Source organism: Gimesia benthica, assembly GCF_009720525.1.
Taxonomy (GTDB): domain Bacteria; phylum Planctomycetota; class Planctomycetia; order Planctomycetales; family Planctomycetaceae; genus Gimesia; species Gimesia benthica.
On the sequence record NZ_CP043930.1, the window covers coordinates 6124008 to 6149685 of the forward strand.

At 54.1% G+C, this 25678-nt stretch carries 27 protein-coding genes; 3 read left to right on the top strand and 24 right to left on the bottom strand.

Annotated features, from left to right (window positions below):
* Positions 1-16 precede the first annotated feature (16 nt).
* From F1728_RS23790 to F1728_RS23815, 6 genes are all read right to left on the bottom strand, one after another.
* Positions 17-2617: a polynucleotide kinase-phosphatase gene (locus F1728_RS23790; protein ID WP_155366153.1), complete on the bottom strand. Its 2601-nt coding sequence runs from the start codon at positions 2615-2617 to the stop codon at positions 17-19.
* 99 nt (positions 2618-2716) lie between these two features.
* Positions 2717-4132 carry a 3' terminal RNA ribose 2'-O-methyltransferase Hen1 gene (locus F1728_RS23795; protein WP_155366154.1) on the bottom strand — a complete coding sequence of 472 codons (1416 nt, stop codon included), beginning with the start codon at positions 4130-4132 and terminating at the stop codon, positions 2717-2719.
* Between the two features lie 27 nt (positions 4133-4159).
* Positions 4160-5272, bottom strand: coding sequence for an AAA family ATPase (locus F1728_RS23800; protein ID WP_155366155.1), 1113 nt, complete (start codon positions 5270-5272; stop codon positions 4160-4162).
* Positions 5269-6009, bottom strand: coding sequence for an RNA ligase family protein (locus F1728_RS23805; RefSeq protein ID WP_155366156.1), 741 nt, complete (start codon positions 6007-6009; stop codon positions 5269-5271). Before F1728_RS23805 ends, F1728_RS23800 begins: the two co-directional genes overlap by 4 nt.
* 188 nt (positions 6010-6197) lie before the next feature.
* Complete coding sequence (locus F1728_RS23810) at positions 6198-6365, bottom strand: SEC-C metal-binding domain-containing protein (RefSeq protein ID WP_145042354.1); 168 nt, start codon at positions 6363-6365, stop codon at positions 6198-6200.
* A gap of 121 nt (positions 6366-6486) precedes the next feature.
* Positions 6487-7041: an HAD family hydrolase gene (locus F1728_RS23815; RefSeq protein ID WP_228030322.1), complete on the bottom strand. Its 555-nt coding sequence runs from the start codon at positions 7039-7041 to the stop codon at positions 6487-6489.
* 299 nt (positions 7042-7340) lie between these two features.
* On the opposite strand from F1728_RS23815, the gene F1728_RS23820 reads away from it, so the two are divergent.
* Entirely contained in the window at positions 7341-8561 is a 1221-nt protein-coding gene (locus tag F1728_RS23820; RefSeq protein WP_155366157.1) for a PcfJ domain-containing protein, read from the top strand.
* A 46-nt stretch (positions 8562-8607) separates the two neighbouring features.
* Here the strand turns inward: F1728_RS23820 and F1728_RS23825 are convergent, their stop codons facing one another.
* Together F1728_RS23825 and F1728_RS23830 are read right to left on the bottom strand one after the other, a co-directional pair.
* A complete protein-coding gene (locus tag F1728_RS23825; protein WP_155366158.1) occupies positions 8608-9369 on the bottom strand; it encodes a tRNA(His) guanylyltransferase Thg1 family protein in 762 nt (253 codons plus the stop codon).
* On the bottom strand, positions 9359-9805 hold the full coding sequence (locus F1728_RS23830; protein ID WP_155366159.1) for an AAA family ATPase: 447 nt from the start codon (positions 9803-9805) through the stop codon (positions 9359-9361). The genes F1728_RS23825 and F1728_RS23830 overlap by 11 nt, the downstream gene beginning before the upstream one ends.
* A gap of 627 nt (positions 9806-10432) precedes the next feature.
* On the opposite strand from F1728_RS23830, the gene F1728_RS23835 reads away from it, so the two are divergent.
* Complete coding sequence (locus F1728_RS23835) at positions 10433-11458, top strand: PcfJ domain-containing protein (protein WP_194242490.1); 1026 nt, start codon at positions 10433-10435, stop codon at positions 11456-11458.
* A gap of 26 nt (positions 11459-11484) precedes the next feature.
* Here the strand turns inward: F1728_RS23835 and F1728_RS23840 are convergent, their stop codons facing one another.
* Entirely contained in the window at positions 11485-12798 is a 1314-nt protein-coding gene (locus tag F1728_RS23840) for an SUMF1/EgtB/PvdO family nonheme iron enzyme (RefSeq protein WP_155366161.1), read from the bottom strand.
* 241 nt (positions 12799-13039) lie between these two features.
* Between F1728_RS23840 and F1728_RS23845 the strand changes: the two genes are divergently transcribed.
* A complete protein-coding gene (locus tag F1728_RS23845; protein ID WP_155366162.1) occupies positions 13040-15454 on the top strand; it encodes a right-handed parallel beta-helix repeat-containing protein in 2415 nt (804 codons plus the stop codon).
* 40 nt (positions 15455-15494) lie between these two features.
* Here F1728_RS23845 and F1728_RS23850 read toward each other — a convergent pair whose 3' ends face one another.
* The 15 genes from F1728_RS23850 to F1728_RS23920 all read right to left on the bottom strand — a co-directional run bounded on the left by F1728_RS23850 (position 15495) and on the right by F1728_RS23920 (position 25428).
* Positions 15495-16115, bottom strand: coding sequence for a pyridoxamine 5'-phosphate oxidase family protein (locus F1728_RS23850; RefSeq protein ID WP_155366163.1), 621 nt, complete (start codon positions 16113-16115; stop codon positions 15495-15497).
* 88 nt (positions 16116-16203) lie between these two features.
* A complete protein-coding gene (locus F1728_RS23855) occupies positions 16204-16764 on the bottom strand; it encodes a carboxymuconolactone decarboxylase family protein (protein WP_145441883.1) in 561 nt (186 codons plus the stop codon).
* Positions 16765-16858: 94 nt separating this feature from the next.
* Entirely contained in the window at positions 16859-17440 is a 582-nt protein-coding gene (locus tag F1728_RS23860) for a TetR/AcrR family transcriptional regulator (RefSeq protein WP_155366164.1), read from the bottom strand.
* A gap of 59 nt (positions 17441-17499) precedes the next feature.
* Positions 17500-17826, bottom strand: coding sequence for a 50S ribosome-binding protein YggL (locus tag F1728_RS23865; RefSeq protein WP_155366165.1), 327 nt, complete (start codon positions 17824-17826; stop codon positions 17500-17502).
* A 74-nt stretch (positions 17827-17900) separates the two neighbouring features.
* Positions 17901-18278 (bottom strand): hypothetical protein, encoded by a 378-nt coding sequence (locus F1728_RS23870; protein ID WP_155366166.1) that lies wholly within the window; start codon positions 18276-18278, stop codon positions 17901-17903.
* Positions 18279-18343: 65 nt separating this feature from the next.
* The gene (locus F1728_RS23875) at positions 18344-18865 is read right to left on the bottom strand and encodes a YegJ family protein (protein ID WP_155366167.1); all 522 of its coding nucleotides are present in this window, start codon (positions 18863-18865) and stop codon (positions 18344-18346) included.
* 140 nt (positions 18866-19005) lie between these two features.
* Positions 19006-19623, bottom strand: coding sequence for an SET domain-containing protein (locus F1728_RS23880; RefSeq protein ID WP_155366168.1), 618 nt, complete (start codon positions 19621-19623; stop codon positions 19006-19008).
* A gap of 267 nt (positions 19624-19890) precedes the next feature.
* The gene (locus F1728_RS23885; RefSeq protein WP_155367478.1) at positions 19891-20265 is read right to left on the bottom strand and encodes a DUF805 domain-containing protein; all 375 of its coding nucleotides are present in this window, start codon (positions 20263-20265) and stop codon (positions 19891-19893) included.
* A 132-nt stretch (positions 20266-20397) separates the two neighbouring features.
* A complete protein-coding gene (locus F1728_RS23890) occupies positions 20398-21108 on the bottom strand; it encodes a hypothetical protein (protein ID WP_155366169.1) in 711 nt (236 codons plus the stop codon).
* Between the two features lie 183 nt (positions 21109-21291).
* A complete protein-coding gene (locus F1728_RS23895) occupies positions 21292-21645 on the bottom strand; it encodes a VOC family protein (RefSeq protein WP_145441869.1) in 354 nt (117 codons plus the stop codon).
* A 38-nt stretch (positions 21646-21683) separates the two neighbouring features.
* Complete coding sequence (locus F1728_RS23900) at positions 21684-22127, bottom strand: GNAT family N-acetyltransferase (RefSeq protein WP_155366170.1); 444 nt, start codon at positions 22125-22127, stop codon at positions 21684-21686.
* A 194-nt stretch (positions 22128-22321) separates the two neighbouring features.
* On the bottom strand, positions 22322-22834 hold the full coding sequence (locus F1728_RS23905; RefSeq protein ID WP_155366171.1) for an SMI1/KNR4 family protein: 513 nt from the start codon (positions 22832-22834) through the stop codon (positions 22322-22324).
* Between the two features lie 64 nt (positions 22835-22898).
* A complete protein-coding gene (locus tag F1728_RS23910; RefSeq protein WP_155366172.1) occupies positions 22899-23432 on the bottom strand; it encodes a hypothetical protein in 534 nt (177 codons plus the stop codon).
* 129 nt (positions 23433-23561) lie between these two features.
* On the bottom strand, positions 23562-24194 hold the full coding sequence (locus F1728_RS23915) for a hypothetical protein (RefSeq protein ID WP_155366173.1): 633 nt from the start codon (positions 24192-24194) through the stop codon (positions 23562-23564).
* Between the two features lie 112 nt (positions 24195-24306).
* Positions 24307-25428: a DUF3500 domain-containing protein gene (locus tag F1728_RS23920; protein ID WP_155366174.1), complete on the bottom strand. Its 1122-nt coding sequence runs from the start codon at positions 25426-25428 to the stop codon at positions 24307-24309.
* Between the last annotated feature and the right edge of the window lie 250 nt (positions 25429-25678).

Below are 25678 nucleotides of genomic sequence, written 5' to 3' on the forward strand. Positions count from 1 at the left end.
CGCTGGGGGCGAAGTTTTACAATCGGGGATCGACCGGCTCACTTTCCAAAGCCAGTACCCCGAACACACATTCATGGACCCGCCTGAGCGGTTCCCGGTTCACGAATCGTTCCAGGGCTTCAATGCCCAGGGCGAATTCACGCTGCGCCAGCGATCGTTTGCGGTGCAGACCCCGTTGGCGCAGGCGGGTCAGATTTTCTTTCGCGTCGTAGTCTGGACCATAGATAATCCGCAGATACTCTTTCCCCCGGCACTTGATCGCGGGCTGCACCAGTCCTTGGGAACCCCGCTGCACCCATTCCAGGGGTTTGACCACCATCCCTTCTCCACCCGTGCCTGTCAATCCCGACCACCAGTCGATGCCGGCCTGCACGCTGTCATTGTCGGTCAGATCGACTTTCAACGACGGCGTTGCCAGCAGTAGATTCTCATCCTGCGCACAGATGCGTGCAATGGTCTGCATGTGCCAGTCATGATTCTGGTCGCTGTGAACTCGCCCTTCGGTGGCCAGCAGGTGAAACGGGGCCAGCTTCAGATCATCCAGAGTTTCCACGGGCCAGCAATAGTGGCGATAGGCGCGCACGAATTCCTCGATCGCAGTCTCCCGATTACGGAAGTGGTTTGCGATTTCTGCAGCATGCGAGGCTTCGTCAGCAGTCAGCCGGGCAGTTGCCTGTTCCAGCGCAGCGACGACTGGGGGCAGCGCCGCTTTTCCCGCGGCTCCTACGGCTGCGTACTGCGACTGCAACAGCGCCTGAGCTTTGGCTGACCAGGGCATCAGTTCGCAGTCGAAGCAGGCCCAGTCCGTCTGGAACTCATTCCAGAAGTCTGCAGCACTCAAAGCCTGGCGGACCCGTTCCAGGAAGGCGGCTTCCAGTTCAGGCTGGTTGAAGAAACGCCGGCCCGTGCGTGTGTAAACGATGCCGCGTTCCGCTTCCTGCACACCGAACCGCTGACGGGCCGTTTCCTGATCGCGACAGACGACAACCACCGCCCGCGAACCCATGTGCTTTTCTTCGCAGATCACCTGGGGGATTCCCTGGTTGCGAAAATACGCAAATGCTTCTGCCGGATGTTCCAGCAGTCCCGGTTCCATAGATGTTTCCGGGGGCGACATCGTTGGCGGCAGGTAAATCAGCCATTTGGGATTGGCGGCGAAGCGGCTCATGACCTCCAGGGCCGCGGTCGCGTTCTCCTCGCGAATGGTGATGTTCGTCTGCAGACGCGTTCTGATAAACCGCTTACCGATGACATCCTGCAGGTCGAGCAGGTCGTCGTACTGCTGCTGAGCAGTTTGTGATGCTGCATCCGTATTCCGATACATGGGTTTGGCGTATTCGCAGTAGACTTCTTTCGCCGGTACGGAGACGAACTCTTTTTCCGGATAGCGGAGTGCCGTCAGGCAACCACCAAAGACGCAGCCCGTGTCGATGTTGACCGTGCGGTTGAGCCACTCCGGGTCGGGAACCGGAGTGTGACCATAGACCACGTGCGCAGCGCCTCGGTATTCGGCGGCCCAGTTATAGCGGACCGGAAAGCCGAATTCGTCGGTTTCGCCTGTCGTCTCGCCGTAAAGAGCGAATGAACGGACCTTCCCCGAGCCACGTCCCTGCAGGTCTTCTGTCAATCCGGCATGGGCCACGACCAGATTACCCTGATCCAACACGAAATGACTGATCAGGCTGTCGAGGAATTCGGCCAGCGCCTGGCAGAACGGTTCCCGCGTCTCTGTTGGTAGCGCTTCGATTTCAGCGACCGTTTCTGCGAGTCCGTGCGTCAGTTTGACATCTTTCCCTTTCAGCTTGCGGAGCAGTTTCATGTCATGGTTGCCGGGAACGCAGAGGGCCGTCCCCTCTTGGACCATGTTGCGTACGATACGGACCGTATCCAGCGACCGCGGTCCCCGGTCGACGAGATCGCCCAGAAAGACAACCTTGCGCCCCTCGGGATGCGCATAACAGACATCGCCCCACAGGGGATCTGCTTCCTCAACGGAGGTCGGTGCATAGCCCAGCTCTGCGAGCAGCAGTTCCAGTTCGTCGCAGCAGCCATGAATATCGCCGATGATGTCGAAGGGGCCCTGTTCCTCACGACGGTCGTTCCAGAGGGGGACCCGTTCCAGGCGAGCCGCATCGATCTGTTCGACCGAGTCCATTTCAAATACATAGCGGAAGCCCTCGCGACGGAGGCGTTTCAGATTGCGTTTTAACTGCGAGCGCTGATTGCGGACCACGTGAGATCCAAACGAACGGTCGGGGCGTTCCTGGTTCCGCGCATGACAGATCTTTTCGGACAGGTTGAGCACGATGGCGACCGGCAGAAAGTGGTACTTCCGCGCCAGTTCGATCCACTGTGCCCGGGCCTCCTGCTGGACGTTGGTGGCGTCGACGACGGTCAGCCGCCCGGATTTCAGGCGTTGGGAGACGATGTAACCCAGCAGTTCGAAGGCTTCTTTCGTGACATTCTGGTCGTTTTCGTCATCGCTGATCATCCCCCGGCAGAAATCGGAAGAGATGACTTCAGTCGGCAGGAAGTGTTTTCGCGCAAACGTACTTTTGCCTGCCCCGCTGGGGCCGACGAGTACGACGAGAGAGAGTTTCGGGATTGAGATTTCCATTAATTGATAATTGCCTGAGTCTGAAGTTAAGCAGGAAATCTGTTTTTAGAGTTCCTGAATGGATGAGAATGTAAACGAGTGAAATTCAAGGCACGGTGATCAGGTATCGGTGTGCGACTTCAATTCAAACACTCCCATTTGTGTGGGGGCACCTACGGCTTTATCTTCCGGTCCGACGGGCAGGAAGCGGACGGAGTAACCGAATTGGTCTGCAATGCCCGTGGCCCATGTCTGAAATTCAGTCCGCGTCCATTCGAACCGGTGGTCGGCGTGACGCAGCTGGTCGGCGGGCAGGGTTTCCCACATCACGTTATATTCCCGGTTCGGTGTGGTCAGCACGATGGTTTTTGGACGGGCGAATTCAAACAGCATCCGTTCCAGCGCCGCCAGACGGGGCGGATCGAGGTGTTCAATCACTTCAACCAGAGCCGCGGTGTCGAAACCTTCGAGACGACGATCGCGGTAAGTCAGCGAGCCGTGCAGCAGCTTAACCCGTTGGGCCTGTCGTTCCGGCAGTCGATTCAGTTTGAGACGTTTCGCAGCGATTTCCAGCGAACGGACCGAGATATCCAAGCCGACGATCTGTTCGAACTGTCGATCGGCCAGCAGCTCGCAAAGCAGCTTTCCTTCGCCGCAGCCCAGGTCGAGCACACTTTGCGCACCAGAAGCACGCAGGGCAGCCATTACGCTGCCCAGTCGCTGCTGGTTCAGGGGAACCGCTTTGTCGGGGAGGTCCTCTGCTGTCTCTTCGCTTTCGTTTTCCAGTTCCGTCTCTTCGGTCTCGGTTTCTTCGACCAGACGAGCCAGGGCGGTGAGGTACAGGCTAGGTTTATACTTCAGGTAGCGGCGGCTGATCTGATCTTTTAAGGGATGGTCGGCCAGCCAGCCGGCTCCTTTCTCTAATAGTTTTTCCAGTTCGTTCTCGCCGACGAAGTAATGTTTGCGGTTGTCGAAGACCGGGATCAGGACATAGAGGTGGTTGAGCAGTTCCGCAAGTGTTTTCGTACCTGTCAGGGTGACTGTGTAACAGGGACTCTCACCCCAGTCCGGGAACAGTTCATCCAGCGGATATGACTCGATGGCGACTTCGTAACCCAGCGGTTCGAAGATTTCGCGAATCAGTTCTTCCCCGCCGCGTACGGGCAGGACGGCGATCTGTACCGTGAGCGGCAGCGGCGTGCTGACCAGTTCCGGACGATCCTTGCAACGTCCGTTGAGTGCGGATCCCAGGACCTGTGAAAGGGCGACACTCATAAAAGACGAGGCGACATAGGGCCGATCGTTGACGTACTGGTCGAGCAGGAACGACTGGTGATGTCCTTTGCCACGGACCATCCCCACCGGATCGACGTCCAGCAGCAGGCAGGCGGTGCACTGTTCCTGGGAAACCGTGGGATAAAACACGTGGGCGTTGCCGAAACTCAGATTGAAACTCTGAAAACGGTCCGGGTGTTTGTGGAGCAGATAGCTCAGATCGCTGGCGGGTTCGTGTGTCGTTGTGATGGATAAGAGCATGTTGGATTTCCAACCGTAGAGAATGATTCAATGTGCACTGTAAGTCACTATGTGAGCCTCGGTCAGGGTGGGAGGTTCGACTTTTTCTACGAGACGGCGTATGACTTTTTCCGGGACTGGCTGGGGACGCTGACTATTCTGTTTCAATATCGTTTCCAGCGACGGTTCCAGGTAGATCAGTTCGATACGGGCACCGTAGTCGGCGAAGAGCTGCAGCCAGCGTTTTCTGATCTGTCGGGACAGGTTAGTAGCGTTGAATGCGAAGTCAGCCTTGTTGCGTAAGAGTTCGCGACAGCGTTCCCTGGCCAGTTGGACGACTTCTCCCTGGTTGTCTGTTGGCTCAATACCCAGGTCATCGCGCACATCATCCAGGGAGACGACAGGCAGATCCGTGCGGTGCCGCGCGAGCCAGGTATCTTTTCCCGAGCCCGGCAGGCCGGAGAGCATTGTGACCGTGCAGTTGAATTCTTCGTGGGGCACATAATGCACGTTCGGTTCGGGGGAGTGATAAAACAGGAATCTCGCCTGATCGTTGGCGAACGGATAGGGCTGATCGAAGCAGTGCTGTTCCTCGGCGATCATTTTCCAGAATCGCAGGTGTTCTTCGGGACGCGACATGCTGTCGGTCGCCCGTCCGCGGGTATCAGCCAGGGCGAACAGGTAGAGCAGACGATGGTTGACCAGCCAGGAGAGGGAAATCACTTCCTGTTCCGGATTCGGTTTTTCCAGCAGAAAAGCGGGACGACCATGGTAGCGGACCAGTCGGCAGATGATTTCGCGGGTTTCCAGGTCGCAGCCCAGTCCGCGCAGAATATTTCTCGCCAGGTATTCTCCCTTCACGGCATGTTTAGGCGAACGCAGGCGGCCGGTTTCGGGATCGAGTTGCGTGGTCAGTGGTTTGGCGGCATCGTGCAGGAGTGCGGTGAAGATCAGGATGGACTGTTCCCGGTTTGACAGGGTCGCCCACTCACTGAGTTCCGGCAACTGGCGGCAGACGAGCTGGGTATGCGTCCAGACATCTCCTTCGGCGTGCCACTGGGCATCCTGCGCGCAGTCGGACATCGCCTGGCACCAGGGCTGCGTAGCGGCCCAGTGCAGGATCTCCTCCAGAGTCGATGTTGTCAGTGTCTGCCAGTTCATGACCAGATATCTGCCTGTTTGGAGAGCAGGTTGGGAACCATGGCCTGGTGTTGCCAGTGGCTGCTCTGTTTGATTTTTTCTACAAATTCGGGACGGACAAACTTGGACCTGCCGGTGACGGCTGAGCCCGCTTCGGTGCGGAGATAAACGCCTTCCATCAGGTTGTCCGTGTTGTTGGAAAGTGGATTGTCAAAGACACTGTCAAAGGCGGACTGGCCAATCAGCGTCTCCAGATCTTTGCGTGCCAGCGGACCGGTATGGATAACGGGGACCGTTTCGATACCGGTGCCTGCGAGCAGTTCCAGTCGGCAGGCGAGGCTGAGAAAGACCTGTTGTACTTTATCGTAAATGTCAAATTCAAAGAAGTAGTGCGGCAGACTGCGATAATGAATCGAGTGCCGGGCATAGACCCATTCGCCGAACAGGATGAACCGGTCTTCCAGCATCTGTTCCAGGACCGGCCGTTTGACCATGGCCCATTGTTTGAACAGATCGTACTGCGGGTGCATGCCTTCGTTGATCAGGTGCCCCCGACACTGCAGAACGAGTTCTCCCGTGGGAGAGAAATGGAGTCCGACGTTGGTGCCGTCAATCTTTTCCTCCACGATGAGAGACGGATCGGCAATGAACTGCAGCGAAGCCTGTTCGCTGAGCCGTTTGTCGTCTGCCGTCCCCGTAGAGCCGAACAGATGAGGTGTCCGCGGATATTTCACAAATTGATCGTGGGAACTGCCCATCGGTCCGGACTCTCTTTAACAAAAGTGAAGGGGATGTATCAGATTCAGCCGTTTCAGTATGCGCAGACTCTCTATGTCGATTCTGGCAGAAAACGGCTGACGTGAAAACTCAGTGACGGACAACCGGCGCACGGTAATTCCTGCGCACGGTTGTTATTCTCTGAAAAAAGTGATTGCGGTTCACGCCGTCAAAAGCAGCCCCGCGTGAGGCAGCACTTTTTGAAGCGCTGGCCTGAGCCGCAGGGGCATAAATCGTTGCGGCCGAGTTTTTCTTCGAGCAGCTTAACGCCATGCACGATGCGGACGCCCCGTTTGACTTGTGTTTCAGACGGGAAGCCTGTGCGGCGTTTGCTCATCGTTTCAAAAAAATGGCCGGTCGTCAAATTCGGAATAGTTCATAGCACACCTCCGATTAGGTCAGAGAACAGAGTGGTTTGAGAAGGGAGACACGGCGGCTTCAGTGAGGTTCGCTGAATATCAGAACTGACCGGAATTCTTCCAGTACCGTTTTTCAATGCGACGCAGATTTGGCTCACCGCATAACTTTGGCAGATAGGCTGCCAACCGCTGCAACTCATTATCGTGTCTGTCATCACCGAACCAGGGAGTGACGTAGATCGCATTTCCATAGTTGCGTTCCAGTTTGCGGGGGGTGTCATCCACGATCAGTGTGCGGTTCAGATCGTAGCCGCAGCGTTTCACTTTCCGCAAATCCTTGACGTAATAGTAAGACTGCCATTCCGGATCGAAGCGGGTAATGCAGCGGTCCCGGCTCCAGGCAAATTCGAGTGAGACGGAAGCAGGGATAATCTGACTGACGATCGCCTGGACATAATCGGGACTGGACGAGGACCAGAGTGCGAGCTTGAACAGCTGAGAGGTCTGTTCGAGGAATTCAGTGAAGTAAGGACGCAGATAGACCACATACGGGCCAATGCGGCAGTCCGGACTGTGTGCCAAAGTCTGGACCGTGGCATGCAGTAACGTCTCGTCGATATCGAGAATCAACAGAATTGGCTGTGTGTGATTCACCTGTCTGATTTCATGAAAAAGCCGAACCGTTGTTCGGATGCTGTGTCAATGTCGATGAGAAAACGGAGGCCTGTTGTAAAGGGACTCCCCAATAATGACACGAGAGCCGGAGTCTGGTTCTCTTTAGTGCCTGTCGGGTACTCTGCACCACGAGGTGATATTCATGCGAATTCGTACTGGTTTGATCTGACAAATCTCTAGCGAGCATATCAACGGCGTTCTGCGCCAGGGGTATGACTTGGGGGGGCGATGTATGCGCATCGCTGGTCTGATTATTCCTTTTTCTCAGTACGGTAACCATGAATTCTAAAAACCGAAAACACCACGCCGCACGTTGCGTGGATGCGCTGATTGCGCAGTCGGCTGCCATGCGAACAGCGCATCGGAAAAAATACTGGCGATTGATTCGTGTGATTCGTTCACAGACCAGACTGTTGTCCGCTGAGCAGCATGGTGGTTTTCTGGCTCCCGTAAACGCGCAGGCGGTGATCGCAGCCTGTAAGAGAATGGCGCGGCGTAGCTTTGCCTGGAACCGTCATCCGGAAGATTGGGGAGTACCCGCGGGCAGCCCCCTGGTTCAACTGCGGTCTCTGGTGCATCATCTGTTCGATCAGTATCCCGTTCCCGAATTTCTGACCGCCGCCTGGTGGGATGAAAACGAGGCAGCGTGGGAACTGGATCTCTATCTGCATCTGGCACAAGGCCGGAGTGTGCGGCAGTTTCCCAATCCATTGTTTCAAAGCATGACTAAGAAAATGGGAGCATTTTACATGCAGTCTCCCGATGATCTGTCACCCTTTGCAGCACTGAACTGGGCACGCGTTCGCGCACTGGGGGGTGATGAGCGGCTGGCGCGGATTCTGATTTCACGGACCCCACTCTGTTATCCCTTGCAAGATCAGCGTTTCTGGGATTCGGTATTTCGATTTCTGATCCAGAACCAACCGATTTCCGTGGATGAGATCGTCGAGATTGTCCATTTTGTGAACCAGCAACGGTTTGAACCTGCAGAAAAGGTCTGGTGGAAAGGGACCGGTCCCTATCCGCTGCAACCCGATTTCTCTCTGAAGGGGCGTTCGCTGATGTCGCTCCGACGGCACATGGTTCACTGGAAAGCGGATCTGATCGAAAAAGGGGTGATGCCTCCGCCGGAAGTCGACCCGCTTGATTTCCCCTGGCAGAGGAGTGAGATTGGCGAATTCCAGTGCGAACTCGAAGGGCAGATCTGGAGTATCGAGGAAGTTCTCACGCCGCGCCAACTGCAGATTGAAAGCAAGATCATGAAGCACTGCGTGGAGACGTATCTGAATGAATGTGTCCGCCGGCAAACGACGATCTGGTCGATGAAGGTCAAAGCCGGTCAGCGACGACGGCGTCAGTTGACGATTGAAGTTCTGCCAGGGAAGAAGGAGATCTTTGAGGCACGAGGTAAAAACAACAGTAAGCCGAGTTCGACGGTTCGAAAGGTTTTAAACAGCTGGGCACACCAGGAGCATTTGACATTCAACGAGACCGTGTAAGGCAGCATAAACACGCTCCCGGCTGCAGTTGTTCCGGGAGCGTGTATCAGGAAGCGTCGAGCAGTTGCGTCAGAAACTCAGTGTACTCTCTTTTACGGGGAAGCTGATCGTTGACGATGAGCCGGCGGCGCAGCGCAACAACCGCTTCCCCGGTGAGGGGATTGACGGCCGGTTTGTCAAACTCTTCCCAGTAGACCGCGATTCCCTGTTTCTGCCAGGCGGGCAGATCGTTGAAGTTGATGCCCCGCTGGAACAGGAGTTCGTTTTTCTGACCGAAGGTCAGGCCGGAGAGCTGTTGCGTGGCCTGTCGGGCGTCGCGTCCCTCTTTGCGGAGGCACCAGTAACAGTGTGCGTTCAAGGCATTGCGAGCCGCATCGGCACTGCGCCAGCGGAAATAGTCAATCACCCGTTCCTGGTTGGGCAGTTGTGAAATCCGGCAGTCAAACGTGGCGACCTGTCCCAGTTGCAGTGAGAACTGCGCGCTGGCTTCCCCGGCCAGGAGGGAGTTCAGTTTGCGGAGCTTTCGCCCGAACAAATGCTCTTCACGGTCAAAGAGCAGCGAGATTTCGTCGCTTTCGGTAAAGGCATAAACAATGCGGAAACCGCAGCTCAATAAGGCTTTAGTGGTTCGGACCATCATGTCCCGGAATTGCACATCGAAGGGGCGTTCGAATGCGCAGACTTCTTTTGTGAGCCGGGTAAATCCACGGCCATCCAGCCGGGCGACCATATACATGTCGGGCAGAACGCAGGTGTCCGCAGCGGATTCATAGATCCGCATCTTCTGATCCAGTTCATCAAAGTTCATCGTTCCACTCCTCAACCAGGAATTCTCCCTGTTCCAGACTGACATAAAACAGTTGATCGAAGCCTTCCTGCAGCGACGGACGCTGCAAGCGTCGGGCTGCAGACAGGATTGCGGCGTCGGGAACCCGAGCGGGGGGCTCGCGTTCTGCATTCCGCTGCAGGCAGGGATCTACGCGGGAGGCAAAATAATAACCGGTGATGCTAAAGCCGGCCTGGCGGGCCAGCTGTATGTATTTGGCACGTTCTTCGCGGCTCGGACTCGTATTGTCGACCACGAATTGCTGGCCGGTCTGCAGGCAGGTTTCCAGGAAACGTGTTTCCCGAGCCCGCGTTTTCAAGAGGTCCAGGCTGATGCGCACGTGGGTTGCGAAAAACATTTGTCGATAAAACGAAGTTTTTCCGGCGCCCGGAATGCCTGTAAAGATGATGGCCTGCATTGTTGTTCCTCTCAATTGTGAACCCTGCCATCGGGTAGTGTGTCGTAGATCAAAGTTCACCCCAATTCTTATTTCGAAAGGAGGAAAACGATGTTATACAGATCGACTCTGAAACACAGACAAAGGTTCAAACAATTGATTTCATTTATTACAGAAACGACAGTCAGTCATGTCTCACAGAAAAGAAACGTCTACAAAACAGGCAGCAGATCCTGAACTGCTCGCGCATCTTCAATGTCTCGGCCTGAAGACGCTCGGGAGTATCGCCAGTGGTGCGTCGAAAATGGATTTCGCACCAGTCTCCGAAAGAGGCGGTTTCAGCGGCGCGAGGAACTGCTTTATTTCCGTCGCCAGATGGCAGTTAACTGTCTCAGACAGAGGAAACAGGAACAGCGGTCGATTGTTGATAAGCTGGATACTGTTTGTTCTAAGGAGGTCAGTAAAAAATCCATTACTGATCCTGTATTGAGAATGATCTGGCAACTGCATGATCAGGAAAGTCCCTGCATCAACCATAGCGAAATGACACGCGATTCATTTATGAGGCTGATCTCGCATCTGTATTGCTGTAAAACAAAGTTTTTAATGGATACTGTTGCAGTCACACAACAGAGGTATCCTTGGGGAGTGCGATACATTGACGCACTGGTTTTCATTGCGTCCAAAGCGAGTTACTGGATTCGACCGATTGAAACCTGGAAACCCAGAGGTACAAGCGCCCGGCGACAGTTTTCGTCGCTTTTGAGACACCTGTTCGTCAAATACCAGATGCCTCGTTTTTTCGATTCCGTCTGGCTGGTAAATTACACTCCGGAGTGTGAGGACTGGAGGGAGTGGTATCTCGAAGTCGGACAAGGACAGAATATCCGAAACTGCCGTTTGCCGGTTTCCTATTCGAAAAAAATGGCGCACTATTTTATGCAGGCGCCACAGGATCTTACGATCTTACAGGCGCTGCGCTGGGGACAGGTTCTGGGGATGGGCGGAGATCCTGGTCTGGGCCGGGCAATCATGCAGTCCCCTTTTCCCGAAGAATTATCAAATGACCAGTTTTGGACCACGGTCATTCAATGGCTGATTCATCATGCAAGTCTGGATCGCCGACAGATTCAGTCTATCGTTGAATTCTTACGGTATCAGCGTTTTGGAGTCTTCACAATACCTGGTGATTATGGTGTGTATGATGAAGTTGATGCTCCTGCACCTGATTATTCCATTAAGGGACGGACTCCGCGTTCTTTATTGCGGGATGTTGCCGACTGGCACCGTGAACAGGAACAAAAAAGTAAAATTCCCGAATGTACCTGGGTTGCGAGCGGAATTCGTGAGTTTGATTTTGAAGATGATAATCGCTGGATGATCCGCGAGATATTAACCAGCGATGATCTGGTTACAGAAGGGAACCAGATGAAGCATTGTGTCGCGAGTTATATTGAAAATTGTACCGGCGGCGAAAGTTCGATCTGGTCGATGCAGATTGAGCTTCAACAGGGCTTCAAAAAGGCGATTACCATTGAGGTCCGTAAAGAGAACAACCTGATCAGTGAAGTGCGTGGCAAGGCGAATCGATTGCCTAATCGGAGAGAACGCAATGTCCTGCGTCGCTGGGCAGAGACAGCGGGGCTCAAGTTTTCGCGCTATGTTAATGTCTGATCAATGCTTGCAGGAACCCTGTGTGATCAGGGATGCGTTACAGGCAGGTCTTGCACCGAGCTGACGCAACGGAAGCCGAGGCAGCGGCCGCGGGCGATGGGGGGGCGGCCGCGGCGATAGGAACTGCGGCAGAGAATGTTCGGGCCGACCCAGCTGCCGCCCCGTTCGCTGCGGACGCGTGTGGGATGGTGATTCCAGGCATTCGGCTCTGTCGCCTCGGGGTGCTGGTAGAAGGATTCGTCGTACCAGTCGCGGCACCATTGCCAGACGTTGCCCGCCATGTGATGCAGGCCGAAAGGGGACATACCCAACTCTTCGTTGACAGCGGCCAGGGGGAGTGTCTGGGCTGTGTAATCCAATTTCTGGCGATGCAGGCCGGCTCGCAGTTTTTCCGGGGTGGGGCCTGCATCACCCCAGGGATAGACACGCGGAGTGGCACCGCGGGCCGCGTATTCCCATTGGGCTTCGGTGGGGAGAAAGCTTCCCTCGGGATCGCCGGCTTCGTCGCGGTAGTTGCTCCAGAGTCGATTGTTGGACCAGAGCGAATAGGCGTTCGCGCCATACCAGGAGACCAGAATCATAGGCCAGTTTTCGGTGCCGAGCAGTGGCTGCCAGCCGTAGGCGGGCGTATGCTGAATAAACATATGTTCGTCTCGGTCATCTTCCGGATCGAGGACAAACCAGTCGGTCAGGAACGATTCGGGGAGCTGGCCGATGGAATTCAGAAAGCGACAGTAGGCGGTGGTTGAGACCGGTTCAGCGTCGATCAGAAAGGAATCGAGTTCCACCTCATGCAGGGGGCGCTCATCGGGGTTGGCTGTGGGAGTGTCGCTGCCCAGTAATACGGTATCGGCTGGAATGTGGATGCAGCGCATGCCATCGGTGCGTCTGCGCCACATGGTACAGGGACGCGTGGAATCCATAGGGGCGAACAAGTCTGGTTCCGTCAGTGCAGACCGTTTGCCGATGCCATCCAGTTGAGTGAAAGGAACGCGCTGTCCCTTCCCGGGTTGATTGGCTGGTTGACGAAACCATTTGGCACGAGGTACAGCACGCGTTCCCATCTGCAGGGTTACCAGTTCCACCAGGTCACAGAGTCGAAACGGCTGGCGGGTGAAGATCTCTTTATGGATGGGATCGCTGGGATCATCGGGAATCGTGATCTGAAACGCGTCTTCCAGGCTCATCATCAGTTCCGTCAGGTCCAGACTGTCGGCACGCAGATCTTCAATGATGCGATCATCCAGCGAGAGCTTTTTCAGAGGAATGTCCAATGTCTCGGAGACGACGGCCAGGAGTTTCTGTTCGATTTCGATCTGGGGTAATGCGGGAAACGACATTGAAGCCTCGCTTGATAATGGATTGAGAATACGACCCGCCTGCTTAATTTCCTCGACCCTATAACCGGTATATTTTACCTGACCGGTTCTGGCAAGAGGAGTCGGAGAACACTTATTCAGAATTGGAGATTTCTTCAGCGAGTGAAATCCCGCGGTAGTCGAAGAAGAACCTGAGCCACCATTTTAATCGTTACAGACTGGAATTGATCACTCTCGGAACAATCCCACTGACAGGATAATAATGAACGCTAGAGTTTCCTCTCGACTTCTAGCCCTGCTGCTCTTGACTGCGCCAGGTCTGTTTGCGCCTGCGTACGCACATGGTCAGGATCCGGAATGGCTCCAGGAAGATGATTATCTGTATCGCGCCTATTTTGATTTCTCAGGGGCAGCCGGCGGCTACCGTGATGTCGGACAGGGGCTGCTGTTTATTCCACTGGCGCAAGACGACGAAAGTCTGTTCTTCGCGGATCTGCGGGGAAATATCTTCAACGATTCCTCTGCTGAGGGGAATTTCGGCCTGGCCTACCGCAAGATGGTCAACGATCAGTGGATCGCGGGCATGTACGGCTTCTACGATGTCCGCCGCAGCCAGTACAATAATATCTTTCGCCAGGGAAGTTTCGGCTTCGAGCTGATGAGCATCGAATGGGATTTCCGGGTAAACGGCTATATCCCCAATCAGAAACAGCAACGCGTGGATGGTCTGTCGACGGCTTATCTGAGCGGCAATAACGTGGTCGTGCGGGCTGGTGAAGAACGGGCTTACTGGGGAACCGACCTGGAAATCGGGCGGCTGCTGAAGACCTTCGATCAGATGCCGATTGATGCAGAACTGCGGGGTTACGTAGGCGGATATTACTTTGATAATAATGCCCCCAACTTCGAAAAAATGACCGGTCCCCGAGCCCGCGTGGAATTCCGGATGTTCGATCTGCCCTTTCTGGGGAATGGTTCGCGTGTGGTACTGGCGGGACAATATCAGCATGACGATGTCAGAGGTTCGCAGGGGGAAGGACTGTTGACCGTGCGAATTCCGCTGCCCGGCAATGGAGACAGTCAGAAGCTGACCCGCTTCCAGCGTCGGATGGTTAATCCGATTCAGCGTGATATCGACATCGTGTTGAATCAGGGACAGGCACCAGAGGAATGTGCGAAGCTGCAGCTAAACGGTCAGTCGCTGGAGAATATCACCGTCATCGACGCCAACACCGCGAACGCCGAGGCGGTATTCAATGCAGCTGGGGCGGACAGCGTTATTCTGTTTGACGGGAGTGCCGGCACGATTGATACCGCGACCGGTTTTGTCTTCAACGATGGACAGCTGGCACTGGCCGGCGGTACCAGTGTGAATGTGGTAGGTTGTAGCTCGGGAGCCGTCACCAGCTTTCAGTATGGCGTGCAGCCAACTGTCAGAGGGGTGAATACGATTAATGATATCTTCACCATGGCGGACAACTCGACAATGGTGGGACTGACATTGACCGGCGGTCGCAACGGGATTTACGGGAATAACCTGAGCGGCTTCACGATTACCGGCAACAGCATCAATGGTGCGTTTGAAGACGGTGTGCACCTGGATGGCGATACGAATGGTACCATCACCAATAACACATTTACTGCCAACGGAGTCGTGACCGGCAACGATGGTCTGGAAATCGAACATATGACCGGTGGCCTCGTATCGGGTAACACATCGCGGGCGAACGAATATGGATATTACTTCAGCCGGGTCAGCGGGGGGGCGATCAGCAACAACCTGGCTGAGCTGAACGTGACCGATGGTTTCGATTTCGATAACTTCGAAGGGGGAACACTCACGGGGAATACCGCGCAGTATAACGGTGAAGACGGGTTCTACTTCGATGACGATGTGACCGGTGGTGAAATCTCAAATAACATCGCTCGGGAAAACTATAACTTTGGTTTTAATTTCTTCGGTGTGGATGGCGGGACCATCAGTGGTAATCAGGCGATTGGCAATGATTATGCTGGCTTCGCGTTCTACGGAAAAATCAACGGCGGAACATTCACCAATAACATCGCGAATCTGAATGACGCCGGTTTCTACTTTGATGAAAATGTGGATGGTGCTACCTTCACCGGGAACGTTGCCAACGAGAATAATTTAAATGGTTTCTGGTTTACCGAATCTGTGACGAACACCAGCTTCACAGATAACAGTGCCAGCCAGAACGGTGTCAACGGGATCAAGTTTGCCGATACCGTTGGTGCAGGGACCCTGATCAGCGGTAACTCTGCTCTCAACAACCTGGATGATGGTTTCGACTTTGAAGATGTGAATGGCGGAACGATTATCAATAACCTGGCACAGGGGAACCAGGAAGACGGCTTTGACTTCGACGATCCGTTCGTGAGTGGAACGTTCAGCAATAACACCTCGATCGGTAATACAGGCAATGGGTTTGACTTTGTTCATCCCATCTTCGGTGGCACACTGGACGGCAACACTGCCCAGAATAACGGCGGGGCTGGTTTCTCGATCTGGAGTTTCTCCGGTGCTAACACCGCAACCTTCTCGAATAACTCTGCCATCGACAATGCCCTGCAGGGTTACGATGTGCAATCGGGGACTCCCCAGAGCGGTACGGGAACGAACACCGGCTCTGGTAACGCCAGTGATAACAGCTTCTGATGCTGATATCACCGTTTGCTGAAACAGACGTCTGATTTTCTTACTGGCCTGATTCCGGTAGCGACTGGAGCCGGGCCAGTTCTGTTTTGAGCTGACGGTTTTCTTCGCGCAGCTGTTCGAGCAGTGGCAGGATCTCCTGCTGGGGCAGACGCGGGTGGATGTGCTGCGGGCAGTTGACGTCCCAGGCTGAGATCGTAAACAGGATGGCCCGTTCGACCCGTCCCGGGTACGTGGAGTCGTGTAGACGCGTCAGCAGTGCGGCGTCATCTTCTACGACGCGCGCCGTGCCCCAGATTTTGACGCGGCGACGATGGACGTAATCGATCAGGAACAGAAAGGCCTGCGGGTTCTCTGTGAGATTCCCCAGGGTAATGAACTGTTGGTTGCCCGCGAAGTCGGCAAAGCCGAGTGTGGACTCATCGAGGACTTTGAGAAAGCCGGGATTACCGCCCCGATACTGAATGTAAGGCTGTCCGGTGTGGCTGGCTGTACCCAGGTAAAACATATCGAGGTGCGACAGAAAGTCCTGCAGATCGTCGGTTACTTTCGTCTGCCAGCCTGGTCCCTGTTCCATACGGGCATACTGGGAGCGGGAACCGTTACGGGACTGTAATGCTTTGACTGATTCAGTAAAGGCGATATCGCTGGGAACCGAGTGCATGACATTCCTGTCTGCTGAACAGAGATGAAAAGAGGGAAGGGGAATGCGCTCGAGAGCGAATCCCCTTCCGGAAAATGACTGCAGACTGTCAGTGACTGCAGGCGTTGCCCGCACAGAGCGGTTCGACTTCCGGGAAATCGACTTCGGTCTGGGCGATGTTATTGAAGTAGTTCGTAAAGATGTTGAGGGCTACATTGGCGGCGATTTCGGCGACCTGTTCGTCGCTGAAACCGGCGTCACGTACTTCCTGCAGATCCTGGTCAGAAACCTGACCCCGTTTGTGGACGATTGTCCGGGAGAACTTGAGCAGGGCAGCCGACTGCGGATCGCTGTCGACCCCTGCGCGGCTGTCCCGGATCTGTTCCGGACTCAGTCCTGCCATCTTCCCCAGGGTGCTATGGGCGGCCAGGCAGTAGTCACACTCATTCGCTTCCGCGACGGTCAATGAGACCTGCTCCCGATGCTGATCTGTCAGGGCTCCCTGTTTCAGCAGTCCGCTGAACTGCAGATAAGACTCGAGGACTGCAGGGGAGTGAGCCATGGTTCTCATCAGATTGGGAGTCATCCCCAGTTTCTGTTGAACAGCATCCAGCAGGGTGCGGGCTTTGTCGGTAGCGGCTGCGTTGGTGAGGGCGGTTAAACGTGGCATGATCGTTCTCCTTTTAAAGTGAAAGTAACAGTGAAACGTAAATGGATATAAACAGACAGGTCTGTATATGTGTTGGCAAAATAAAAAGTGAAGCTTACTGTGAGAGTACGCCGGCAATCAGTTGAAAGGCAGCCGCTTCGGCGATTTCAGCTGCCTCGGAATTCCCTTCGCTGACTGAGGTGACGATGGCCCCTTCGACGAGGACGGAAATCGCGGGTGCGACCGCCGCGGCCTGGTCCCCTTCGGATTCGATAACGATGTCAGTCAGTTGCTGTTTGAAACGACGTTTATGCTCGGCACAGAATTCGGTTGCTACCGGGTTCGAGTCAGCCAGTTCCGAGGTGGCGTTGATGAAAGCACACCCACGGTAATCCGGACATTCGAACCAGTCTTTCAAGGCAGCGAAGAAGGCACGTAGCGGTTTCAAGCCGGCTGACTGATGTTCCATCATCCGTTGTTTGATATACAGGTCAAATTGTTCCTCCCGATATTTCAGTACCGCCAGGACGAGGTCGTCCTTGGAGGCAAAATGATTGTAGAGCGTCATCTTGGCGACACCTGCTTCCGCGATCACCCGGTCGATGCCGACGGCGCGGATGCCCTCTGCATAAAACAGTCTTTCGGCTGTTTCGACGATGCGTTTGCGGGCACTGGATGCTCTGGGTGTCTTATTCATAATTGAAATATACAGACCTGTCTGTTCTTTGTCAAGTGGTAATTCAAAAAAAATCGAATTCAGTTTGCGTCGCCAGAATCATACCAGCAGTCGACCAGAGGACCGAACTGATAATCCTGCACAGCGGGGTGCTGCTCCAGCCAGTCGCGTATTTCAGTCAGGCGTTCTTGCAGACCGTGACTTGCCATACCAAGCTGAATGATACCTTCCAGGAGCGGAGACTTGCCGCCCCCACCAAACTGGCACTGATTGCCTTCTATGGCTCTTTCAATCCAGTCATCAAGAAATGCTTGATAATCGACTCCCGGATCGAGGCGGACTTCCACCGTGACGCACCACTCCTTGAATTCCCCCCGATGTTTCTTTTTACGGAGTCGTTTTCGCATCTTCCTGAATTTCGGTTGAACAGGATAAAGTGAGTTGAGGTACAGATTCTATAAGTTCATTTTCCAGGCCTGATTTACCGCAGGGCTGCCAGAATCAGCAGGATAACCGTGACCAGGGCGAGAATGACCATGGTGCAGCCCCAGTCGAAGGGGCGGGACTCGGCTCCGACAACTGACTCGTAGCGGATCAGGTCTGCCAGCTTTTCGGCATTATGGGGGTGTCCGCATTCGCAGGGAGTGTCGATTTCTGCGTAGCGAAGTCCGGCACATTTGGGGCAGCGACCACAACAGTTGCAATAGGGGAGCTCGCACTCCGGGCAGTCTTTGATCTCCGGTTTTACGCGTCTGAGTCCACATATCGGACAGCGACCGCAGCCGGGGCAGACAGCGCGGGTGGGATCGAAGATGGCCTCTTCACAACCCAGGCAACGGATATAAGGAAACTCGCTCATCTCTGCTTTCTGCGGGCGGGGCACAGGGGCAAAGTCAGTCGACGGACACCGGTTCCGTACGGGGGTTATTCAATTTTGAAGGGAATGGTCGTATCGAACTCTTTTCGCTGTTCTTCGGTCAAACTGTCGCGGACGACACGCAAGGTGTATCCGCCGACCAGTTTACCGTCATCCACGTACATCCAGTCTGAAATCTGATCCACGGGAATGTTGATCTCATCTCCCACGACATATTTTTTGATCTGATAAGGCTCGTTATCCAGGGTGCCGTAATAATTGCCGGCTTCGATACGGACTGGAGTCGTCCAGACATGTTCCTGGTGCTCGCCGTCTTCCACGAGTAACTTTACTGAGAAGAAGTCCTGACCGGGCTGCTGTTTCTCAAATGCGGTCTGGAACTGGTTGAAGCTGCTGCGGGCCTTATCGATCGCAGCGACCATTTTCGGATCATCTGATTTGACGTAGGTAATTGCCGGCTCGCCTTCACGTTCGACCATCTCACCCGAGCGGGGTGGCTGATTATCACACCCGGTGCTCAGACTGAGGGCTGTCAGCAGAACCAGGGAGGTGAGGGACGAGGCTCGCATGGCGGTATTCCTGAAACAGAGAGGCAAATCGTACGTAAGGGGGTTTACAATAGTGGTATAACCATCCTAACGCACGCCGCCTTCTGTGTCAGGTACCGGGATTAGAAATGGGGGGCGGTCAGGGAAAATCAATTGGGGGTTCAGACTTCCTGCAGTTCGGGTTGTCGATCTTCCTCGCCGTTATAGTAATTCGTGAGAATCGACTTCATCTCCTGGTTTCCCCGGGAGATTTCCACAATTTCATCCCACATCTCGTCTGAGAGCAGCTGTTTCAGCGGCTGTTCCAGGCTGGGAATGTTGTGAAAGACTTTGAGCAGTTTGCGGTCCCAGACCTTGTAGTATTTAATCAGGTCGTTGGGGTAAACGATTTTGCGGCGGGTGCCTTCATCGATGCCCCGGAAGGGAGAGGGGATATTCAGGTAGCCGTAATCGTCGGTCAGCTGTTCGCCGGGGTGGATATCCCGGATGGCGATTTCGAAGTCGTAAGCGGTGGTGAGACAGTTGGAGTTGAAGCTGTGGTTGACGTAGCGGCCGTTGTCCCAGCAGAGGACCAGATTTCCCTTGTTATTGCGGAACGAGTAGGTATCCAGGATGTTCTGGTAGATCTCGTCCATCGATTGAAACTCGTTCGAGCTGAACTCGCGGTCGAGCTTGTCGAGGACCCAGGTGATAGAGCCGGCGGGGATGAATTCGGTGGCGACAACGCCGTAACCGATTTCGTTGCTGATGAATTTCAGCTCAGTTTTGGGGTGTATCATAGGAAAATTCTCAAATACACGGTCAGGGAGTGTGTCCGCAGGTTGGTGGCTTTGCGCAGCCCCCCGGTCACACGGTCTTTATTTCACAGAGCACCTCTTTGTTTGAATGTGTAAAAAGCTGGCGCATATATATCGTCGAAATTTGGGTTTGCCCAGTCCGGAATCAGGAAAATTTTCCGAATTGGGACAGGTCTTTTTCCAAGGCTCTACCGACCTCCCCGGCAGGCAGACTCTGCGGACGACCTGCCGGGGGAATGTGGTATGGTTTTACTGCGGTTCGGGGGCCAGTTTGGGATTGGGGCCGTAGGCGTTCTCGTTGGGGTCACTGTCGATGACCATAAAGATCAGCAGGACCAGGCCTCCGATCAACGGGACGAGAGAGATCAGAATCCACCAGCCACTTTTATTGGTATCATGCAGGCGGCGGACAGTGACCGCGAGGCTGGGGATGAAGATGAATAATGCATAGACCCCGGACAGGGAAACTGCGATCAACCCGTCTGTATCCCCGATCACGGCGCCAACAATAGAAATCAGGATCGAGATCAGGAAGTTCATCAATGCGAACATCCAGTACTCTTTTCTGCGGGCCCGGCCGGAAAATTCCGCGTATTTTTTGAGGACAGTCAAGTACCAGTTCATTTTGTCGCCTTTCGTTTCCAGTGATGTGAAGAGCGGGTTCTGTTTCAGCCGGGCGAAAGTGGGATCGCAGGGGCTGTTCACCATAGTATAGCACACATTGTCAACCTCCCCTTAATAAACCAGATTTTGTGGTCAGAACCCCGGATTGACTGGTCGGGCTACAGTGCGTGTGGGGCGTTTGATGCAGGTAATCGCCCACCAGATCAGTGACAGAATCAGAATGACAGCCAGCAGGTAGATTTCGTTACCGTAGGCGAACTGGAGTGCCGGCAAGAAATTGGCTCCTAGATCCTCCATCACATCGGAAAGCCGGGGACCGTAGGTAAGAAAGCGATATGCCGCCCGGAAGCTCAGGATCACTCCAAAAAAGAACAGGAATATCAAGGCGGGGATCCCACACCGCCAGGCAGGTAAGGGGGCCTGTATTTCGTCCCAGTCTCCCGTATGAAATTTGAGTTTGCGAGCGAATGCGTTGCGTCGGTCGACGGCATTGAATCGGAGGTTGAACCGCCTGTTTTTCTGTTTGATCGTATCGTAATAGTGCACCTTCAGGCTGGAGGTGCCTTTAAAAACAATTTGACCGAAAAAGCCTTCGGACCATTCCAGGGCCTGAATGTCTGCCAGGGGAGTCCGTCTCACCGGGTTTTCCAGGGGGGAGTGCCCCTGGAGAACTTCAAACGGATCGTATCCCTGGTTGAGCTGGTCGAGGACTTCCTGCTGCCATTTTGATTTCATGGTGGCAGCCAGCAGTTCCGTTTCGGTGATCAGGAAAATCTTGTACCAGGGGCCGACAATGTAGGAGTCGAGCATCAGGATTGCGCCTGATTCTACGTCTTCTGTCATTACTGTTCGTATTCTGAAGAAAGATCAAGCGAGAGGAGTTGAGACACTGGAACAATAGCAGTCCCGTGTCCGATACACTTAAATTAAGACGGCTCCATGGTAGTGTTCGTGTGAATATTACGCAAGTCGTCTCAGTGGATCGATATTTGCCTTGGGAATACAGACAGCGATGTGAGAGAGGAGTTACTGATCCGACCAGACGGCCAGTTCATTGCCTGAGGGTTCCTGAAACTGGAAACGCCTGCCGCCGGGAAAGGAGAAGATCGGTTTGACGATCTTGCCGCCCGCTGCTTCCACTTTGCTGAGCGTCTCCTCCAGATTCTGACTAAAGAAAACGAGCAGGGCCCCGCCCGCATCAGTGGTGGAGCAGAGGTCGGACTGAAAAAAGCCGCCTTCCAGGCCTGCATCCGCGAAGGCCGTGTATTCCGGGCCATAGTCGGTGAACGACCAGCCGAAGACAGTTTCGAAGAAGGCTTTGGTGGCAGGGAGATCCCGGGCAGGGAATTCGACGTAGTTGAGACGCTCGTGGTCAGGCATGAAGGGGGCTCCAGACGAAAGGATGTGTTGGCGTCAGCTTAGGTGATCGCGGTCTGGAATTGTAGTCTGAGCAGCGTTTTTCCCGTCGGTTCGTGGATGGATTCCGAGAGAGGCTGAAAGCCGTATCGTTCATAAAAGCGGCGTCCGATTGCATTGGCTGCGAACACTTCCACCTCCAGGTTTCCCCGTAACTCCCGGGCCTGATCCATCAACGCCCGTCCGGCCCCGGTGCCCTGGTGTGGGGGATCGACGAAGATCGCGCCCACTTCGTTGCCGAGCAAAGCGATAAAGCCGATGACGCGCTGGTCCTGTTCCATGACCCAGGTTTCAGCGTTGGGCAAATAGAGCTCGGGGATATTCCGCCGTTCCTGATCCAGAAAATTATCGGTGAGAAACGGGTGCGCCAGACGCGTGGCACTCTCCCAGGCAGCAAGCAGGTCTTGCAGGTCGTCAGCCTGGTGTTCACGAACAGTTCGATTCATCTTCATTGCGCCGGTTTTGATTTAGCAGGAAGTGGTTGAGCTACCCCTAAGGGGGCAGTGCAGGAGACATCCTGCAGACAACGGAACCGGGAAAAGGTTCGGGTTGAGTTGGGAGGTTAACGAGGCGGTTGGGGGGATCGAATTATCCAAGTAGAGGTTCTAGATCCCTGCGCTCAGCGAGTGGTTGTTTGTGCCTACTGATTCTCAGGCAGCAGTCCGATAAATTCACCATCTTCATCGAAGAGTGATTCATGGGTGACAAGATTAGAGAAAAGCTGTGAAAAGTTTTCCGCAACATATAAAGTGTCTCCCGATTCCGATTCTAGGAAGACGATTGCTGGTTCTGATTTTGTTTTCCGATAGTCGAATGCAATCCAGGTATGACCATCACCATCGAGCAACACGAAGCCCCCGGGTAATTTCCATTCTTCTGTCATGTATTCCGTTTTCAATACGCTTCCATGACCGTTTCCGATTCCGTGAATGCCGGTAATTGAAATATGCCCATGATCAACATAGGGAGCGAGATGGGAGGGAATTTCCTGCTTCGGTATTGGAATGTATTCGCCGAGTGTTGTACCGCCGTTCTTCTCTCTGAGAGCAGAAACATAGTCAGCAGGGAATCTCACATTCAGGCGACTTTCAGCATCTGAAAGCATTGTGCCTGTAAGTGGATCATTCCAGGCTGGTTGATTGAGGTCCCACATGTAACTGTCTCGTTAGAGTTCGTATGGAGTCTTTATTTGTTATCCTGTCTGGTTGGCAATACGTTTATCCGATTTCCTCATCCACGATTTCAATCTCCGCAGCCCATTTCCAGAAGAAGTAAGCAAGATAGCTGAGTGACGAGATCATAACTACGAAGAACAATAAATTCAGGGATGACTTCACGGAAAGCTGCCAATAGTTTAAAGCAAACACTAATACTCCGACTGAGATGAGGGAAAAGGCTGCCAGGTAAATTAGCAATTCGAACCAGTATGCTGGTTTTTTCAAGTCGTATTTATGTGGCGGATAAACAAGCTTTTGACGCTTAATTTCCTTTCCGTTTTTGCTTAACGTACATACAACAGGCCCCTTGAAAATGCTGACCATTTTCAAAGAGGTGTTATAACTGTCCTCTCCAATCTGGAAATTGTTGGAAGAACGCGTGGTGATATTTCTAGTAGACGATACCAGGGTTCCATCAACGAACACCTTTTCTGAACCGGATAACGAACTGAACCACGCCTCGATGTTTCTGCCCTCATCGTCAAACGTAAATGAGTACCCTTTCAGAAAACTAAATGCTTTTGGTTTGCTCATCTATGCGTTTTCTTGTTGATATAAATTCAAAGTGTGGAGGGACTGAATCATTCCACGCTTCGATCGTCCCATATGCTGCATAGAATTCAGCATACTATGAATACTTCGCAGGGAGAATATGAGACAGAATTATTTTCTGAATGGACTGCGCGACAGGGAGAGACGCAGATCTGCTTCCTCGAATGGCCAGGGGCCTTGCAGGTCGGATTCGATCCAGGTGTTGAGGCGGGTGAAGAGTTCGTCCTGGTGATTGATGGTTGTCCCGGTGCGTTTATCAAAGCGGGCGAGCTTGAGAAACAGTGTTCGGGCCTGGGCCGGGTGGGGGCATTTCTGATAGATTTGCTTTTGTGTGTGCGGTCCGAGGGGGAGCCAGCTGAACTGTCCTGAAGCCAGCCTGCCTGATTGCCAGGTTCCGACCTGCCAGCCAAAGAGATCGTAACCACCCGCGGAGGTCCTGCGGACCCAGACATGCTGATGTTGGGGTTCCACGTGTGTGCGGTACCAGTCGCTGCAGGATGTCGGCTGATTTCGCGCGGAAAGGAACCAGCCTGTGCCCACGACCCGCCATTGAGTCTGTTTCATGCCGCAGATCGCGCAGTCATGATAAGTGGCGATGATGAACGGGAACAGCAACAGGAACAGCAGGAGCAGAATCGCGTTGATCCAGCGACCGATCCGGACGCGACGGGGGAGCGAACCTCTCTGCTGAGTCGCAGGCTGGTTTGCGTTCGAGCTGGTTGAAGGGGCGGGGCGCTGGTCCATGGGGGTAAATTAACCCGTAGATCAAATTCCGTCCATATGACTTCCCCTCAACAAAACAGGCCCGATCGCAGTACGCGGATCGGTCCTGGTGAGGGGCAGTTTGAACTCAGAATTATTTCTGATGCTGCTTCGAGTAATGCTCTTTGAGCAGGTCGCGACCAAAATCGCCATCAAATTCGCGGAAAACCGCATGCACGTGATTGGCATCGTTCTGGGTGTTCGCGAATTCAATCAGGAAGACTTTGGACTGGATGCGGTAGTAGTGGAACTGGCCGCGGGCCTGACCGCCACTCCAGGCGAAGTAGAGATGGTCGCCGTCCCGCAGGTTCCCGAGATAGCGGGTTCCCTTGAGCAGTTCTGGACGGAACCGGCCCAGGTAGGCGTTGACCAGACGCAGCAGCATCTTCTGCTGTTTCGGATCGAGGTCGGCGTACTGAATGCCTTTGTGTGGCACCAGGCCCTTGTCGACGACCGGATCGTCGGTGGTAAGGACTTCCTTGATCACGCTTTTGGCGAGCAGTTTCTTGTCCATTTCAGCGGTATCAATCGTGGCGATGGCCAGCTGATCCGGATTGAGGGATTTGACCAGATTCAGTGCCAATTGCTGTTCTTCCTTGAGAACTTCAACGCCTTTGAGGGGGCCCTGCATGACGGTGGCGGGGTTGGATCCGAAGAAGGAGGGGGTGACCGAAAACTTTTCGCCGTCGACGATGGTGACATTCACACTGAGGTGATGCCCTTCGAACCGCCAGCCCCAGGTTCCCTTGGGATCGGGATTACCGAAGATGGAGACGTAGTAGAGTTCCGGATTCCGGTAGTCTTTCCCTTCCAGTTCGAACAGAACCTGCTCCAGAGCGCGGATGGAATTCATCTCGAGATAGCCGCGGTGCGAGAGTGCTGTTGCGGGGAGAGTGACAGCGAAGATCTTCTGCTGTGGTGACATTTTCGTCATCGGCAGACCGGTGCGGCCGCCATCTTCTTTGATGGCGAAGTCGGGAATGAAGTACCACTGGTCGCGTTCTTTGCTGTCCATTTTGAAGGTCGCGGCTTTGCGTTCTTCTTCAGACAGCGATGCGAGGAAGCGTTTGGCGGCGCTGGCCATTTCACGGCTGGCACGGCTGATCTGGGTTTTCTGTGCCTTGGGTGGCGCGGCGTCTGCCGGACGGGTGCTGGCCAGGTTCCAGCAGAGACCGGTGATCAGGGCCAGGTAGGTGAGTCGATGGTAGGTCTTCACGGTGCAGTTCCTTATTTCAAGATGAGCGAGGGGTGAGTTTCAATCACAGCCCCGAAATCCCACAGGGGCCGCTGGTCAGTTCGCATTTTCTTTTGCCATCTTAACAAAGGTCTGTTGGCAGGTGTAGTAACCAGCGGAATCCGGGAGAGGATGTTTCGCACCTGGGGGATTTCACGAATGACAGAAAAAGTCGATTCTTTTTTTAAGATTGATCCGTAACCGGCGAACTTCCGTTTGTCTGCTGGCAATC